Origin of the sequence: Citrobacter sp. Marseille-Q5395, from assembly GCF_947057495.1 — a bacterium.
Lineage (GTDB): Bacteria > Pseudomonadota > Gammaproteobacteria > Enterobacterales > Enterobacteriaceae > Citrobacter > Citrobacter murliniae.
The window spans coordinates 73,105-86,575 of sequence record NZ_CAMSEL010000022.1 but is presented as its reverse complement, the minus strand read 5'-3'; the positions used below and the strand labels follow the sequence as shown (position 1 = coordinate 86,575).

The window sequence follows — 13,471 nt, the reverse complement described above, 5'->3', positions numbered from 1 at the left end:
GAACGGTGGAGCGCCCCTGAATACCATACCGCTGCTGGGCCTGTTTATAGGTCATCTCGCCTTTTTCAACCTGCTCAACAACAGCTATTTTAAAGGATAGAGGGTAATCGCGTTGGGTGCGTTTGAATTCAGTCATCATCACGTTCTCCGTATTTAAGTCAGGAACGTGTCAACGCTATTCAGGATGGGTCATAGATGTAAAAAAAGCCCGTCTAAACGGGCTTTTTTTGTACCACTTTATGCACCATAAAGTCAAAACCATGCTTCAAGTTATTGACTTTATTACAAATTTGGCGGAAGCGTAGAGATTCGAACTCTAGAACCCTTTCGGGTCGCCGGTTTTCAAGACCGAAAAATAACTATTTAAAATCAATGTGATAACACACTAAAAAAGAATAACAGCATTATATTAAGCATATGAAAAACAATATGTTATACATAACACAACTATCGATATTCTTCTGAATTATGCAGAATGTCTTGACTGATGATCTGCTACTCAACATAATCACTGTATAAAAACACAGTGTCGGACCCCCAATGAAAAACAGAGAATCCAACGTTAGCAGCTTACCCGAGCTCACCAGTTTTGAAGTAGGCTATTCCCTTCTGACTAACGAAGTTTACTTGTCTGCTTCATTTACAGATAACATGGCCTGCATACCAAATTGGCCAATTAAAGAGTTTCCTGACCAGTTTATGTGTATCTCTCGTACGCGGGCGGTTGCACTCATAGGTGAGCTTCAAAAAACTATCGACTACATGAATGCAGGGATAGAACGCCGCTCAGGAAGCCTAATCCAGTAAAAACGGACAGATTACCCTATTCCATTACATCTTTTGCAACAGCATAGATTCTTGACAGATACGCATCATCACTCTGATCCGAGTGCGCTTGCAACATCAGGTTTATGCTGTTTTTGGTAACTGGCTGATTAGTTTCTTTTAGTATGACGACTGCACGTCCAATAACCCTGCATACATCATCAAAAACTGCTTGTTTTTCTTCATCCATCGTTAAATTTCCGTATACACCGCCGAAGAATTTTATTCGCTAGTGGCAAACAACAGGACAAAAACTACACCAATTGGTATTTGTCCTTTATAGACACGGGTAGAGTACTACCCCTTTGTACAGTCATAGGCATCAATCCTGCCTGCATGTTCCGTTTGCTCCGTATCTATAATAATGCCTCTAGAAAATTGTCGTAATATATAATTATTATACGTATCTATTGAATAGCTATTACCGTCATAACTTGCAATAACAGTTATTGCTTTATCATCAGTTTGACCAACCCTGATACCAGATGCCTCATCAACAACTTTTAGTATAGGGGAAATCAATTTATAACCGTTGGAAAAAATAAACCCTACGGTGTCAATATTGTCTTTTACACCGACTCGAATTCCACTATCAGTGCGTTCCAATGAAGGATTGAACGCTACTTTACAATAAAACAAATCACCTTTTTGTACTGGTAACTTTTTACTTCGCTCAGATATAATTTGCTGTTTATACTCATTGGCGACTTTAGTTTGTTCTGCAATAATTTTTTTATTTTCAGCATTGGCAGCATTTACATAGTAATCATATGCGCACAAATCTGATGTAGAATTGTAGCATTGCGAAATTAGCCCTGAGAGAAATTCATCGCTCTCCTCACCATGCCCAATATAATTACGCCTCGCCTCATAGATATTGGAAGGGTCGCCAGGATGACGATTATTAACTGTAAATGGAGTCCACTTTAAAAGAACATCTCTTTTTTGTTGTAAGGTGCCTGCTGATTCTCGATCCCGAGATCTTTCATATTGATAACCGCAACCTGATAAAAGAAGAGAGATTAATAGCACTGAATAAATCTTTTTCATTTTTCATCCCTAAACATATGCACCGATAAGCGCAGTGTACACCATCATCACAGCGCCTCAAATCAACCTGTAAGGTTTGCGACTATTCAGGTTTCCGGCCATTCAATTCCATCGTATGACTCTATGTCGGTAATATGACTCAAATCAAGCCGGCGTAGCTCAGAGCGATAAGTACGTAATGCTGTCAGTTCAATTTCCTCCTCTGAGGTGATATCGCCATCCTCCTGTGCTGCCTCCAACCAGTTAATGCGCTTTGTGGCCTCAGCCATGCGGTTGTCACGTTCATCTGCCGCAATGGCGACATAGTCAATTAGTGCAGGTGTCAGAACCGGATTGCCTTCTGCATCTGCTGAAATTACATTTCCCTCTGACTGACCCGCCATTAAGCGCCGATGTTGTTCGTTTGTAACCCTCACCCCATTATCAGGCCAAATCCCTGACTTTTTATATTCGCTCATGAGCGCCAGTGCATAAAAGGCGTTCGTGGAAGCATCATAAATATACGAATAATTACCGGTCATTTAATACCCCTTTGCAATCCAGTTCAGACCGAAAGTCGACGACGAACCGCGCACAGTAAACCCATGCGTATCGGTCTCTGTCATTGAAATTGCCAGCGTTCCCGTTCCAGTATCATTACCCACAACAGCAGTGCAGACGTTCGGGAATACCGCCGGGAAATTAATACGCTGACCACTGGTAAAACCACCAGACCCCCACTGTGTAATCAGTCCGGTTGCATTATCCCGGTGCCAGCCATTAATCCCTAAACCCGCTGTAGGTAACATCCCGGTTGTCGCCAGAAATACACCAGAACCATCGTCATGAAGCATGAATGGCTTTGTTTTGTCATTCTGGAACACACCGACCTGCGTGATGTACTGGCGTCCAGGCTTAGCGGCTACAAATGAACTCAGCCAACCAGGTCCGCTACCACCGCCCCATATATCACCGTATACGTCGCCATTTTTGTTGAATATCGCACTTCCAGCCTGCAAATTTTCACCAGCAGCGATAACACCGAGTCGGGTACTGATATACGCCCGTATAGCCAGGTCTGCTGAGTTCTGAAATCCGATACCATTCCATGACTTAATGTTCAGGTTGTTACCATTAAAACCTGCACCATCAACGCCACCTATAGCCATCCCCCCAGAACCATCTCCAACCGTAACAAGGGTATCGCCACGCATATTTGGAGCAGAAATATCACCCGTAAAGGCAGCGCCTTCCAGCATCGCCACATGGCGCCACGAAGTAATTCCCGCACCAGTGCCATGACCAAACAATACTTCATGACCAGAGATAGCCAGCACATCCACAACGGAGGTCGGACTTACGACCTCGCTAAGGCTGATTACCTGCCAGTAACTTACCTGGTCTGGCGCATCAGGTGCCTGGTGTGCTCGCATGAACTGGCATCCAGTAGCTGCCCGCGCGCCAATTGAAGTTTTGTCGGCTGCATCGCTGATAAAGGTACCAGCCAGAAGCCTGCCGGCACCTACCTCCATCACATTACCAGGGTTGGTTCCTACATCCCGATATGCAGCTGTACCCAAACCAGCATAAATAGCCCCCGGATTGGTCACGTTGAAAAACGTTTTGGTGTTATCCAGAAGACACATCAGACCAACATCTTTCTGAATGTCGTTGGCGACCAGTTCGGTCTTGTTCCCTTTATAAAGTTTGAACGACCCCAGAACGCGACCGCCCATCGTCAACTGCAATGTACTCGGCCCGGTATTATTCTGCGTCGGGTAAACGACAATCGGCGTCCGCAATGTCCAACCGGTCGCACCATTAACAAAATACGTGGCCGGAAGCTCCAGCGTCAGTGCATTCGCAGTGCCACCAGCAACCCCGGAAATGTAATGCCCGCTCTGGAGCTGCTCAATCTGAACAAACTGGTTTTCTGAACCTCGGGTAGCAAAGTTAGCAATCACGTCATTAAGTGCCCACCCTTTCGCTGTGGTGCCCTCCTGGCCTCGAACCACCGTCAACACATCATTATTGACCGAAGTCAGATGGCAGATTTCGAAAACCGTTTCTTTCGCATCCGTAAGTGTGATTTTGGCGTATGTTTGCAGAGGGTTAGAGGCATTGGCGTAATCGTAGCTAAGCAGACCTGCAAATTTCGCCCCGGTACCTGGCATCACCTGAATCGTTGTCTGCCCGGCGGTAATGTCTGCTGCCAGAGATGAAATGACGTTATTACCGAATCCAGTAATCATTTTTGAACCACCGTTACTGTAAATGTGTAAATAAATGGCAATTTCACCAGTTGCTGGGTGATCGCATCCTTGAGGAAATAGCCAACACCATCGCCGTAATCCGGAATAGTGATAGAAAAAACGCCCTTATCGGGCGTCACACTGATATCGAAGGTATCCTGAACTGGAGGGTCGATCCCGTTGGCTCCGTGTATGAACCGCGCAAGACGCCTTTTCAGCCAGTCGATACAAAAATGCGAGCCGTCACCTTTGTAAAAATTCCAGGTCAGGATCCGCTTAAAGTAATCGTCAGGGACATAAGAAGCAGAACCGGGAACGTAGTTTTTAAGGCCTGCATAAGTGATGGCGTTATACTCAATCGTGTTATACGCCCCGCGCGCAATCGCATCCTCTGAAATCTGGAGTAAAGGTCGACTTTCCCCGTAAATCCCCAGCGCAATCCAGTCCAGCAGATCGCCGGTAATGCTCGGTGATGTCCAGCACGGAAGATTTAGTGCATTCAGATAATCAAGGTTGGCCTGAGCAAGTGAGTTAAAAGCATCAAAGAAAGCGGTAATGTTGGAGTCGTCGTTATATTGAGTGTAAGGATAAGCTGGAATAATCTTTTCAATTAGAGCCTGCATATTGCTTAACCTGAATTTGAGCTGCTGAGGTAGAGAAATAGGCGTACGTGTCGCCGTAAACAAGGCTTGAACCTGCATCAGGCGGCTTGATAACGCCATTGATGCCGACCTGAACATCGATCATTGATACCAGGGAAGGCGCAACCAGACCCGACACCGAACTCAGGAAGATATCCTGAACCTCGAAAATATTTATGGGCTGTCCTACTGCGATTGCGTTGATATAGTCAGCGATGTTTTGTTGTACCGCTTTTGCTATGCCGTCCGGATCGATGTAGATAGTGGAGGCTGTGTTCCAGGTGATCAGGATTGTCGCGTTTTGCGAGGAAGGAACCACAAACGGCACCTGATACACGTCCGGATAAACAGTGATCGCGATGGTCTTCTTCTCCACTGGCGCTCCGGATGGATTCGAAACATCATTAGTCAGAATGGAGATATCCGGCACGGCCTTGTAAATGGCGTAGGCCACTTCGTAGGGGTCACCGCCGCCGACAACCGCAACCCAGCGCCCTAAGGTTGCCTGTCTGTACGAGAGCAGGTTTTCCTGCACCCCATAGACCAGTTTTAGCTCGGTACGATAACAGTCTGGGGTTCCTTGCACTCCGTACATCCCCGCCTGCATAACCTGCGCGCGATATGATGCGTAGTTTTGCTCCGCCGCGCCGGGTAGCCCCGCGGTGAGATTGGTACAGGTTATCTCATAGTCACTCGGCACCGAGGTTTTGATCTGGTTAACAGAACCCGCAGGCACAGCCCATGTCCCTTCTGTTGTCGCCAGGCAATACACAGGGGCTGTCTGGCCGCTCTCAGGGATCACCGTATCACGCAGCACCGTGTAGGTGTAACTTCCATCACCGACGGTAAAACCCTTCGGGATTGGAAACCCTGGCGGCCCCATAAAGACAACGTAAACTGAGGTGTTTGTACCCACCCCGCGCGGGACGCCGTAAATCGCGCCCAACTGCGCCAGCAGGTGAATATTGGCGCTGTACGGGCTGCAGGAGTTAATCAAATCAACACGAGCCTGGTCGCAAACTACCAGCGCACCGACGCTGGTCCCAACCATGTCATCAATTAAAGAGCCGGGTAAATCCGTGGTTATCCCCGGAGACAACGCGGTGGCCGTATTGATAACCTGCTGCCGTAGCGCATCAGTCGTCTGCGGCACCGGGCCAGAAATTGTGTAACTAACGGGTAAATCACTCATACATATACCTGCGTGACAATTTTAGAGCCTGAGTTGGTAATTGCAGAAATGCTGTATACCGGAGGGTCGGTTTCTGTCAGCGCAATCTGCAGAGAGGAAAAATACGGGCTGAACTGCTGCTGTAGCCGGTTAACATAGAATGTCGGCAGTATCTGCTGAATGACTGAGCCATTAGCCGGTATGCCGTGATTAGCGAAGAATGGGGATTCCTGCGGCGCCAGTTTCAGATTTTGCACCAGCGTTGTGAGATACACCGAATCGTTAAACCCGTTTTCGTCCGTCGTGACTGTCACCCATTTCCCGTCTTTATCTCGTCCGTATGTCCTCATTCTGTAATACTCCCGTTGAATTGTGACGTTGGCCTTCCGGTGTTCTGTCCGTTGTTGCCGTTAGAGTGTTGATGTGAATTCAACCATGCTAGAAGTTGCTTCCATCCCTCATGCATAACCTTGGGGCTGGTGCTGGCGGCACTGTCCTGAATTTTTCCACTCTGGCCGGTAAGAGACCACATGCCCTCCGTCAGAGTCAGCACTGTGCCACCGACCGTTACCTTAAATTGTGCAGGCGTAACAATGGTGATGCTCTCGGGGGTAAGCAGAAAAGTTGTGTTGCTGCCAGAATCCCGAAGCGTGATGCCTTCGGGTCCGTAAAGCGTCAGAACGTCATAATCAACGTCCTGCCACTCCGTATTGCTGATAGGCAGGAATACCAAAGCGCTGAGATTTGCCGGAGGTGTCAGGTCAGCTGTTCCACCGCCTAGGCCACTGGCCCCGCCCAGATAGGTATCAGCAGGAATAACGATACCTTTGCTACCCTTGCGCATTGGGTAACGAATATATTCTGGTCCAAACAGTGGGATCGTTAGCTGTGGCAGAACATAGGGGATGTTTCGCAGAAGAAAGGAGACGGTAACCATGTGTCCATCCCGAGCTACCACCGTTGCCGGTAACACCTTACCGGCCATCTGCATCGCATCGGCAATTTTACTTTCGGCGAAATTATTCATATTTCCGCCAAAGTTCATTTTTTGATTTACGCTCATGATGCGGCAACTCCTCCTGTAGGGTGAGCTTCGAGCAGCGTGATCCAACTGTTAGCGTCCGGTTGCCTGCTGTTTCCTATTAAACGGACCGACGACACAAGAAAGTCACCAGTAAAGGCAGAATCGTCTCGAAACTGAGAATATGAAGATGCCTGGATCATCGGCCGCAGTTTCGGCGGCATCCGGATGTAATCCCCCACCTGAATGTCACTGCGCATGACACAGGGAATAGAGACGGTACCGAACTGCACCCAGGTCGGCTGCCCCACCAAATCAGTAAAAACTATTTGTATAGGATTTTTACTTCTGTACGATGCGCTTTTGTTTGAGTCTTTATCCTGGTGGTGGTCAAAATCATTATCGAACACGCGAATCTCTTTACCATTCACCATGGTAATTTCCACACCTGAATAATTACTGTCTTTGATAATGCTTTTACTCAGCGTATTTAACCGCTGTGCAAGCTCAGTCAGACTTCCACAATACATTCCGCTATCGTAGTTATTTATTAACCTGTCACTAACGCTGATAGAGAAACGATAATCCCCGCCCATATTCTGAAAACACTGAGTGAGCGCTACCGAGAGTTTTATCCCCTTATTCCATGGAAGGGTTAAATTAATCGGCGCAAGCGGTGCAGGGTTCACGCTCGAAACCGCACCTGCGGTAACGATAAGATCCATTCTTAGCTCGGTACCCTGCCAGTTACCCAGAACCTGCCAGATGGTTCCTTCAAGCACCAGACCATTCTGACCAGGTTTGGCCAGTGGGAGCCCTTTCGACATACCCAGCCACATTTTGATCGTCATACCAAACATATTTTGTCTGGCCTGCTGCATATCCTGTGGGCTAATCCCCCAGATGGTGATTGTGCTCTGGCCTTTTGGCGTTGATTCACCAAATCGCAGTAGGTCAAACTCAATCATTAAATTACCAGGGTTGAAAACACCGTTTTTAAGGCTGGAATATTGTTTGAAGAGTTTTCCGGGATTACCGTTTTCATCAGGAGGGGAAAAAATCTGGATATCATAATAGCGCATCAGTTAATGACCTCTATTTGCCCCTTTGAGTATCGCCAGACCATTTTTGAAATATTGAACGCTCCGACAAGCAGATTAATATCGTACCCAACTGGAGACGCTACTATCGGAATAGTCAACTGCCGGTTGCCGGAGTTATCCGTAATGTTCAGATACCAGCGCTGAGCTGCTATATTCCATTTCGTCTGGCAGTTATAAACCTCACCATCGAGCACAGGCGTAAAAATCATGCTCTTTTGCTCATTACCTGAGAAAGGATAAATTGCTATGCTCATAGGCCAAATGCCCCACTTAATTTACCGATAAGTCCGATTACGGCCCCAGATACACTGCTACCAAGTGAAGTGTTACCGATTGCAGAGAGAGTATTTGTCCATGCGCTTTCCGTCGTTTTATCACCATTATCAATCTTACTCAGGTAGCTGTTGATAGCCTGATCAGTACCTGTTTCAGTGATGAGAGGTTGCTCGAAATCCCACAACCATTGCCGCTGTGGCAACGGATCATTAGATCCCGTCACATCGCGCACAGTCTTCAATATGCAGCTGTTGTAAATAATGGCTGGCGTTGCAACTATGTACGTCCCGCCAAGATTCGCATGCGCCTGCAGCACAGCCTGTAGCGCGCTGAGCGTGACCAGTTTTGTCATAGCGCCGGTATTATCGTTCACGGGCGCATCCATCAACATAGAAACACGTAGCGGCTGAGCAAGCAGCGCATTCGCGGCAACAGCCTGGTTAGCGAAAGGATAGCGACCGATATCATATTCAATCATCGTCGCCCCCTGCGCCGCCCGCCAGTGGCAAAAATATTTATCCAGATCGGTGAGTTCCATTGCTCCGCCCAGCAACCCGGTAACAAAACTGGCGCTCTGGGTCAACGCCACAATCGGGAGCATCCCTCCGGGAATACTCTGCGCAATACCGTCACAGAGGATCACCGGGGAAATTTCAAAACCTAGTTTGTATAGTTCACGAGTAAATGCCATCAGCCAAATCCTCCGAGTTGCGTGCTGGAAACCACGGCACTACCTCCCGTATTGTTGTAAATCACCACCCCCTGAGAATTACCGCGCCGCTGGTTTTCAGCTATTTGTCGCAAAAGCTGCGTATCTTCAGTATTTCGCTGAGGAGGCATACCCTGAGTTGCCGGAGTGTTCTGGCTGGAGCCAGGCATATCAGTACCGTAAATTTTTCGGTACTGTTCGTTAACCCTGCCAGCATATTCGCGATTCTCTTTGCTGCCCCTGTTTTTGCCGCCGTTGTACCAACGCAGCATTTCTTCTGTATCACCTCCAGCCTGTTTTTTCGCCCAGGACATAACACGCGCACCAGCCATTATGTTATCGCGGGGATCCCATGGATTTTCCCCTGGCTGGAAGTTAGCCGGCATAACCTGCATCAACCCCTGAGCCTGTAGCCCGGAACGGGTTACCGGGCCTTTAGCGTTCTGATCCCACGATGACTCTGCAGCGGCTGTGGCCTTAAGTATTTTGGGGTCGAGGTTGTACTTTTTAGCAGCCTCTTCAAAATACTCGTCATATTCTGAGGGTGCCGTGCCTGTTATTTTATTGAGCGAACGACCGGCCGATTTCAGCCATGACCAGACGGCCGGATCGTTCTGACCGCCTTTCACATAACTTTCCCCGGTTGTAGTGTCTGTTACTGGCTCATTACTGAGTATTGAGGAGTGAGATTTCACATCGTCTATGGATATGCTGGATTTTCCTGCTATCCAGTCGATAACTTTCCCAATAACCGTCGCTAACCGCTCAACACCTGTCATAAAGGCCGCTACATCATTTTTAAATTCGGGTGAGGCGAGATAATTACCAAAGCTCCGGATCCCCTCAGACAGGCCATCAATCCATTTTCCCAGTTCCGGGGATTTCAGAACCGTTTCGATCGCACCTGAAAATGCATCCGACAGTTTTCCCAGCTCTGGCGCCAGAGGAGCGAGCCCCCGGATAAAGGTATTGCCGATACTGACTTTGCTGCGGTCAAGCTGAACATTGAAATCCTGCCATTGCTTCAGCTGTTGATCGGTAATCTGTAGTCTCTGAGTATCCTTCTGGGCCTGTTTTGTCATCGCATCGATTTCTGCATCGCTCATGTTTTTAAAGCGATTCAGATCGTCGAGAGTGAAGTAGTTGGTCAGACCGTAGGCCTCGGCCCCTTGCTGAGTACTGCCATTGCGCACAAAGATATCGCGGGCAGACTTAATCATCTGGGGCAATAACGTTGCCGGATCCTGATTGGGGTTAACACCCATCGCGTTAAACTGCCAGCGCTTGCTGAGGTCCAGTTGTGAATCCCGGATAGCACCGAGTGTACCGACAGGGTTACCCAGTACCTTCTGATAATTGATGGCGGCAGAATTAAGACCGCCAGCGGTCGTGCCCAGCCCCATAGCCGTAAACCGCTGTGCAGAGGCAGTACCCGCAAGACGATTCATCCCCCACAACCCACCAGCGCCAGCCAGCCCAGTAAAGAGCCCCAGCACTGTCCCCCAGGATAACAGGCTGGTGGTGGCATCCTTGATGTGACCCGCGAGTGATTTGGCATCCTTGCTGGCTTTGTTCAGAAAGTTACGAACGCCGCTGGTTTTTTTGTTGAGCGCAGTCTGTGATTTGTTGGCCTTTTCCAGATTGCCGTTCAGCCTGTCCAGCCCATCATTGACGGATGCAATTGCGGCCACACCATCAGTGAAGGCCTGCGTTATCGCCTCGGTACTGCCGCGAACACGTTCCGTTTCCTTTGCTGTTTCGCTCAGGCCATGAACGGCACCGCGCCACTGCTCGGGTAACTCCTCAAGCGCTTTTTGATATTCGTTGAATTTTTCCAGAAATGACTGAAATTTTTCATCCTGAACATCAATTTCAACAACGGATTTAGCCACCATTGAAATAGCCCTTTTTCCTTATCTCTTCGAGAATGAACCGCTGCCGGAAGTGGAGCGGGCTTTTGTAGTCACCACAGTCCAGTTCCCGGCATAGTTCGGCGAACCCTTCACAGGACGCCCAGGTCAGGAGGGAATGTGTGATTGTTCCTGCGGGGCTGTCAGGGTCGGGATAGCAGTAGCCGTTTTCGACTTCGGCAAAGAATCGCGATACTCCGTAATGCTCAATGAGACGAGTTGCCCACTGTACATTTCGAGCGCGTGCCCCATCGTGCCCGCCACAAGGTTCGCTTTCTGAATAGCAGAGCTCACCATAAAAAAAACGATTTCACCCTCGATCTCCCGATATTCATCCGGAGTAATGAGGTCGTTTTTAAATGCAGCGTCCAGCGGGGAAGTTTTCCACACCCCGTTATCATTCCAGATAACCGTAGTCAGGCGCTGAATATCATCAATGATCGTCGGCGCACCCGGAGCAATGTCCCCATTCTCCTGTCGCGACTTGATGATATTTCGTAGCATCATTGCAGCCACACGCGGCGCGCCAACGGTACCAACAAGGGTAAAAAAGTTATTGAACAGATTGCCCAACAACACGCAGTTTTGCTCAACCACTTCATAAGGAAATGGCACTACGTGCAGGTAAACCATTGAGCCATCATCGCGAGTGATCGTGCTGACGAAGTTAAGTTTTTTATCAATTTTCACGGTAATTAATCCCACATTTTATCGTTGGTGATCAGGTACCCGGACAGCGTAACTACGTAACCCGCATCCATACCGTTGAGCTGTAGCTCGTTAAAATTGACCAGATAGCAGTTCAGCACGGTGTAGTTGCCGAACGTGGTCGCGTCCGGCGTCACCACTACTTCGCCCAGCGCGGTATCGGTAGCAAACTGCTTTTGATAGCTGGCTCCCAGCCCCTGTGTTTTCAGCAGATGAATCGTCAGCGTGACCTGCTGATACGGAGCCTGGCTGCCAACGGTCCCGGTGAGCGTGGGTAAAATATCCGTTGCGGCCGTGTCTGGCCGCATGCTAATCCCCTCTTTTCCGAGATAGGACGCGCTGACATTCAGTGCCGGGTTATCGGTGACGGTCACCGCCCCACGAACCCGGTTAAGAAATCCCTGTGGTACTAATGGATTTGGCATTTATTACGCCCCCACAAAATTGGTTACGTTGAGATTAAACGTGATGGACTCAAAGCCGCGTTTCGGCGTAATGACGGCGCTCAGGCCGTTATATTTACCATCGGCGTAATCGGACTGGTTTAGGCTGGTGTAGCTGGCGAATGGCACCGCGTTAATGACGGCGCTGCCCGCATAGGTGCCCTTCTCATACGCTTCATTGAAAGCGTCCTGAGTCAGGCGGGTGTCGATAACCTGCCCGAGGATCAGCCCATAGCTGATGCCAGAACGTAACGTTTTCAGCGCACGGTTCTGCAGGCGGTCGATACCTCGCTGCTCGTAGTAGAGCGGGTTTGTCGTCGTGTTCGAGCCGTTGATCACCTCATTTGCCAGGTCCAGCTCAAGGTTAATGGCGCACCAGGCGACGGAGTACCAGTAGTTGAACGGCATACCATCGAGCATGTGGCCCGCCACCAGCATTTTATTGCTCAGGCCACCTTCTGCCGCCGTGCCGATATAGTTGATGTTGTTGTCCTGCAGTGTTTTCAGCAAAGTACCGTTGCCCGCTGGCGGGTACTCGGTCACGCCGTACATGAACCGGTACGCCATCGGCGGCACCATGTTGGACGAACCCGGATCGTTAGCCAGGGACGACTGAAACGGAGCAGCCATCGAAAACTCTGTGGCACCAATCGCCGGAGCCTCAACCCCTGCGAACACGTTCGGATATTTTCCCGATACCCATGCTTCGTAGGTTGCGATCGTGGTAGTAACGAAAAATTTCACCAGCGAGCCCGGCGACGTGTAATTGTTTGCCAGCGTCTTAAACGTGGTTTCTGTATCCCACTCCCGCGGCACCAGATAAGAGAAAAACTTCTGGTAGGTGTTGCCCAGGGAAATATCTTCATCAATGAAGTTGCCCAGCGCCGCAACGGCAGCAGGAACACTCAATTCCCCCAGCTCCAGAACATATACCGCCCGGCTGGTGCCCTGCGCCCAGTACGTGGTATTCATCTGCTGGATTTCACCCGCAGCGACGGCGGTGACGGTCCCCATCGTGGTAGCAGAGCCCGGATCAGTGTTCAGCGTGTAGGTCAGGGTTTTATCGCCGGTCACCGTAGCTGTATATGCTCCGTTGTAGCCTTTCGGTGCAACGCCATCAATAAAAACGGGAACCTTATCGCCGTCGCTCCAGCCGGGCGACTCAACCAGCGTGACAGTGACGGTATTGGTTGCCCATGCAATGGCTGAAATTGCTTTAGCCGGAGAGACAAGCGATTTCAGATCGTCTTTTGAAGTCAGCAGCTGAAAACTGCCGGGTGTTAACGTCGTGCCGCCGGTAGAGACTAGGGCGCCGGATTTTAACAGGTTCGACGGCTTTGGCGGATTCGTCACCGACACATTAATATTAACAATTGCCATTAC

16 protein-coding genes and 2 pseudogenes are annotated in these 13,471 nt (G+C 49.2%); 1 reads left to right on the top strand and 17 read right to left on the bottom strand.

All coding sequences use genetic code 11. The features are described from left to right. A pseudogene (locus OH663_RS21745) lies at positions 1-139 on the bottom strand (IS3 family transposase); the annotation flags it as partial. Between the two features lie 401 nt (positions 140-540). Here OH663_RS21745 and OH663_RS21740 point away from each other — a divergent pair. Next, on the top strand, positions 541-807 hold the full coding sequence (locus OH663_RS21740; RefSeq protein WP_263525870.1) for a hypothetical protein: 267 nt from the start codon (positions 541-543) through the stop codon (positions 805-807). A 16-nt stretch (positions 808-823) separates the two neighbouring features. Here the strand turns inward: OH663_RS21740 and OH663_RS21735 are convergent, their stop codons facing one another. From OH663_RS21735 to OH663_RS21665, 16 genes and pseudogenes are all read right to left on the bottom strand, one after another. Then, positions 824-1,015: a DUF2767 domain-containing protein gene (locus OH663_RS21735; RefSeq protein WP_263525869.1), complete on the bottom strand. Its 192-nt coding sequence runs from the start codon at positions 1,013-1,015 to the stop codon at positions 824-826. Positions 1,016-1,122: 107 nt separating this feature from the next. Next, entirely contained in the window at positions 1,123-1,875 is a 753-nt protein-coding gene (locus OH663_RS21730; RefSeq protein ID WP_263525868.1) for a hypothetical protein, read from the bottom strand. A gap of 86 nt (positions 1,876-1,961) precedes the next feature. Next, positions 1,962-2,396: a tail fiber assembly protein gene (locus OH663_RS21725; RefSeq protein WP_263525867.1), complete on the bottom strand. Its 435-nt coding sequence runs from the start codon at positions 2,394-2,396 to the stop codon at positions 1,962-1,964. Continuing rightward, positions 2,397-2,663: a gp53-like domain-containing protein gene (locus tag OH663_RS26135; RefSeq protein ID WP_476579520.1), complete on the bottom strand. Its 267-nt coding sequence runs from the start codon at positions 2,661-2,663 to the stop codon at positions 2,397-2,399. Further along, a pseudogene (locus OH663_RS21720) lies at positions 2,658-3,380 on the bottom strand (hypothetical protein); the annotation flags it as partial. The gene OH663_RS26135 and the pseudogene OH663_RS21720, both read right to left, overlap by 6 nt. Before the next feature lie 722 nt (positions 3,381-4,102). Then, on the bottom strand, positions 4,103-4,729 hold the full coding sequence (locus OH663_RS21715) for a hypothetical protein (protein WP_001650739.1): 627 nt from the start codon (positions 4,727-4,729) through the stop codon (positions 4,103-4,105). Continuing rightward, positions 4,713-5,939 (bottom strand): baseplate J/gp47 family protein, encoded by a 1,227-nt coding sequence (locus OH663_RS21710; RefSeq protein WP_001650740.1) that lies wholly within the window; start codon positions 5,937-5,939, stop codon positions 4,713-4,715. The genes OH663_RS21715 and OH663_RS21710 overlap by 17 nt, the downstream gene beginning before the upstream one ends. Then, positions 5,936-6,268 (bottom strand): hypothetical protein, encoded by a 333-nt coding sequence (locus OH663_RS21705; protein WP_050186215.1) that lies wholly within the window; start codon positions 6,266-6,268, stop codon positions 5,936-5,938. Before OH663_RS21705 ends, OH663_RS21710 begins: the two co-directional genes overlap by 4 nt. Then, positions 6,265-6,981, bottom strand: a complete 717-nt coding sequence (locus OH663_RS21700) for a hypothetical protein (protein WP_045441420.1) — start codon at positions 6,979-6,981, stop codon at positions 6,265-6,267. The genes OH663_RS21705 and OH663_RS21700 overlap by 4 nt, the downstream gene beginning before the upstream one ends. After that, the gene (locus tag OH663_RS21695) at positions 6,978-8,021 is read right to left on the bottom strand and encodes a hypothetical protein (RefSeq protein WP_045441415.1); all 1,044 of its coding nucleotides are present in this window, start codon (positions 8,019-8,021) and stop codon (positions 6,978-6,980) included. The genes OH663_RS21700 and OH663_RS21695 overlap by 4 nt, the downstream gene beginning before the upstream one ends. Next, positions 8,021-8,296, bottom strand: a complete 276-nt coding sequence (locus tag OH663_RS21690) for a phage baseplate plug family protein (protein ID WP_045441413.1) — start codon at positions 8,294-8,296, stop codon at positions 8,021-8,023. Before OH663_RS21690 ends, OH663_RS21695 begins: the two co-directional genes overlap by 1 nt. Next, positions 8,293-9,009, bottom strand: a complete 717-nt coding sequence (locus tag OH663_RS21685) for a hypothetical protein (RefSeq protein WP_045441411.1) — start codon at positions 9,007-9,009, stop codon at positions 8,293-8,295. Before OH663_RS21685 ends, OH663_RS21690 begins: the two co-directional genes overlap by 4 nt. After that, positions 9,009-10,922 carry a lytic transglycosylase domain-containing protein gene (locus tag OH663_RS21680; RefSeq protein ID WP_045441409.1) on the bottom strand — a complete coding sequence of 638 codons (1,914 nt, stop codon included), beginning with the start codon at positions 10,920-10,922 and terminating at the stop codon, positions 9,009-9,011. Before OH663_RS21680 ends, OH663_RS21685 begins: the two co-directional genes overlap by 1 nt. A 123-nt stretch (positions 10,923-11,045) precedes the next feature. Beyond that, positions 11,046-11,633, bottom strand: a complete 588-nt coding sequence (locus OH663_RS21675) for a hypothetical protein (RefSeq protein ID WP_077942018.1) — start codon at positions 11,631-11,633, stop codon at positions 11,046-11,048. Next, on the bottom strand, positions 11,633-12,070 hold the full coding sequence (locus tag OH663_RS21670) for a hypothetical protein (RefSeq protein WP_001650747.1): 438 nt from the start codon (positions 12,068-12,070) through the stop codon (positions 11,633-11,635). The genes OH663_RS21675 and OH663_RS21670 overlap by 1 nt, the downstream gene beginning before the upstream one ends. Before the next feature lie 3 nt (positions 12,071-12,073). Beyond that, positions 12,074-13,468: a hypothetical protein gene (locus tag OH663_RS21665; protein WP_001650748.1), complete on the bottom strand. Its 1,395-nt coding sequence runs from the start codon at positions 13,466-13,468 to the stop codon at positions 12,074-12,076. Positions 13,469-13,471 lie beyond the last annotated feature (3 nt).

Bases quoted from the DNA above. Each gene is read 5' to 3' on its own strand.
- OH663_RS21705 (WP_050186215.1), bottom strand. From the start codon at position 6,268: ATGAGGACATACGGACGAGATAAAGACGGGAAATGGGTGACAGTCACG.
- OH663_RS21680 (WP_045441409.1), bottom strand. From the start codon at position 10,922: ATGGTGGCTAAATCCGTTGTTGAAATTGATGTTCAGGATGAAAAATTT.
- OH663_RS21735 (WP_263525869.1), bottom strand. From the start codon at position 1,015: ATGGATGAAGAAAAACAAGCAGTTTTTGATGATGTATGCAGGGTTATT.
- OH663_RS21700 (WP_045441420.1), bottom strand. From the start codon at position 6,981: ATGAGCGTAAATCAAAAAATGAACTTTGGCGGAAATATGAATAATTTC.
- OH663_RS21665 (WP_001650748.1), bottom strand. From the start codon at position 13,468: ATGGCAATTGTTAATATTAATGTGTCGGTGACGAATCCGCCAAAGCCG.
- OH663_RS21690 (WP_045441413.1), bottom strand. From the start codon at position 8,296: ATGAGCATAGCAATTTATCCTTTCTCAGGTAATGAGCAAAAGAGCATG.
- OH663_RS21730 (WP_263525868.1), bottom strand. From the start codon at position 1,875: ATGAAAAAGATTTATTCAGTGCTATTAATCTCTCTTCTTTTATCAGGT.
- OH663_RS21725 (WP_263525867.1), bottom strand. From the start codon at position 2,396: ATGACCGGTAATTATTCGTATATTTATGATGCTTCCACGAACGCCTTT.
- OH663_RS21685 (WP_045441411.1), bottom strand. From the start codon at position 9,009: ATGGCATTTACTCGTGAACTATACAAACTAGGTTTTGAAATTTCCCCG.
- OH663_RS26135 (WP_476579520.1), bottom strand. From the start codon at position 2,663: ATGTTACCTACAGCGGGTTTAGGGATTAATGGCTGGCACCGGGATAAT.
- OH663_RS21740 (WP_263525870.1), top strand. From the start codon at position 541: ATGAAAAACAGAGAATCCAACGTTAGCAGCTTACCCGAGCTCACCAGT.
- OH663_RS21695 (WP_045441415.1), bottom strand. From the start codon at position 8,021: ATGCGCTATTATGATATCCAGATTTTTTCCCCTCCTGATGAAAACGGT.
- OH663_RS21715 (WP_001650739.1), bottom strand. From the start codon at position 4,729: ATGCAGGCTCTAATTGAAAAGATTATTCCAGCTTATCCTTACACTCAA.
- OH663_RS21710 (WP_001650740.1), bottom strand. From the start codon at position 5,939: ATGAGTGATTTACCCGTTAGTTACACAATTTCTGGCCCGGTGCCGCAG.
- OH663_RS21670 (WP_001650747.1), bottom strand. From the start codon at position 12,070: ATGCCAAATCCATTAGTACCACAGGGATTTCTTAACCGGGTTCGTGGG.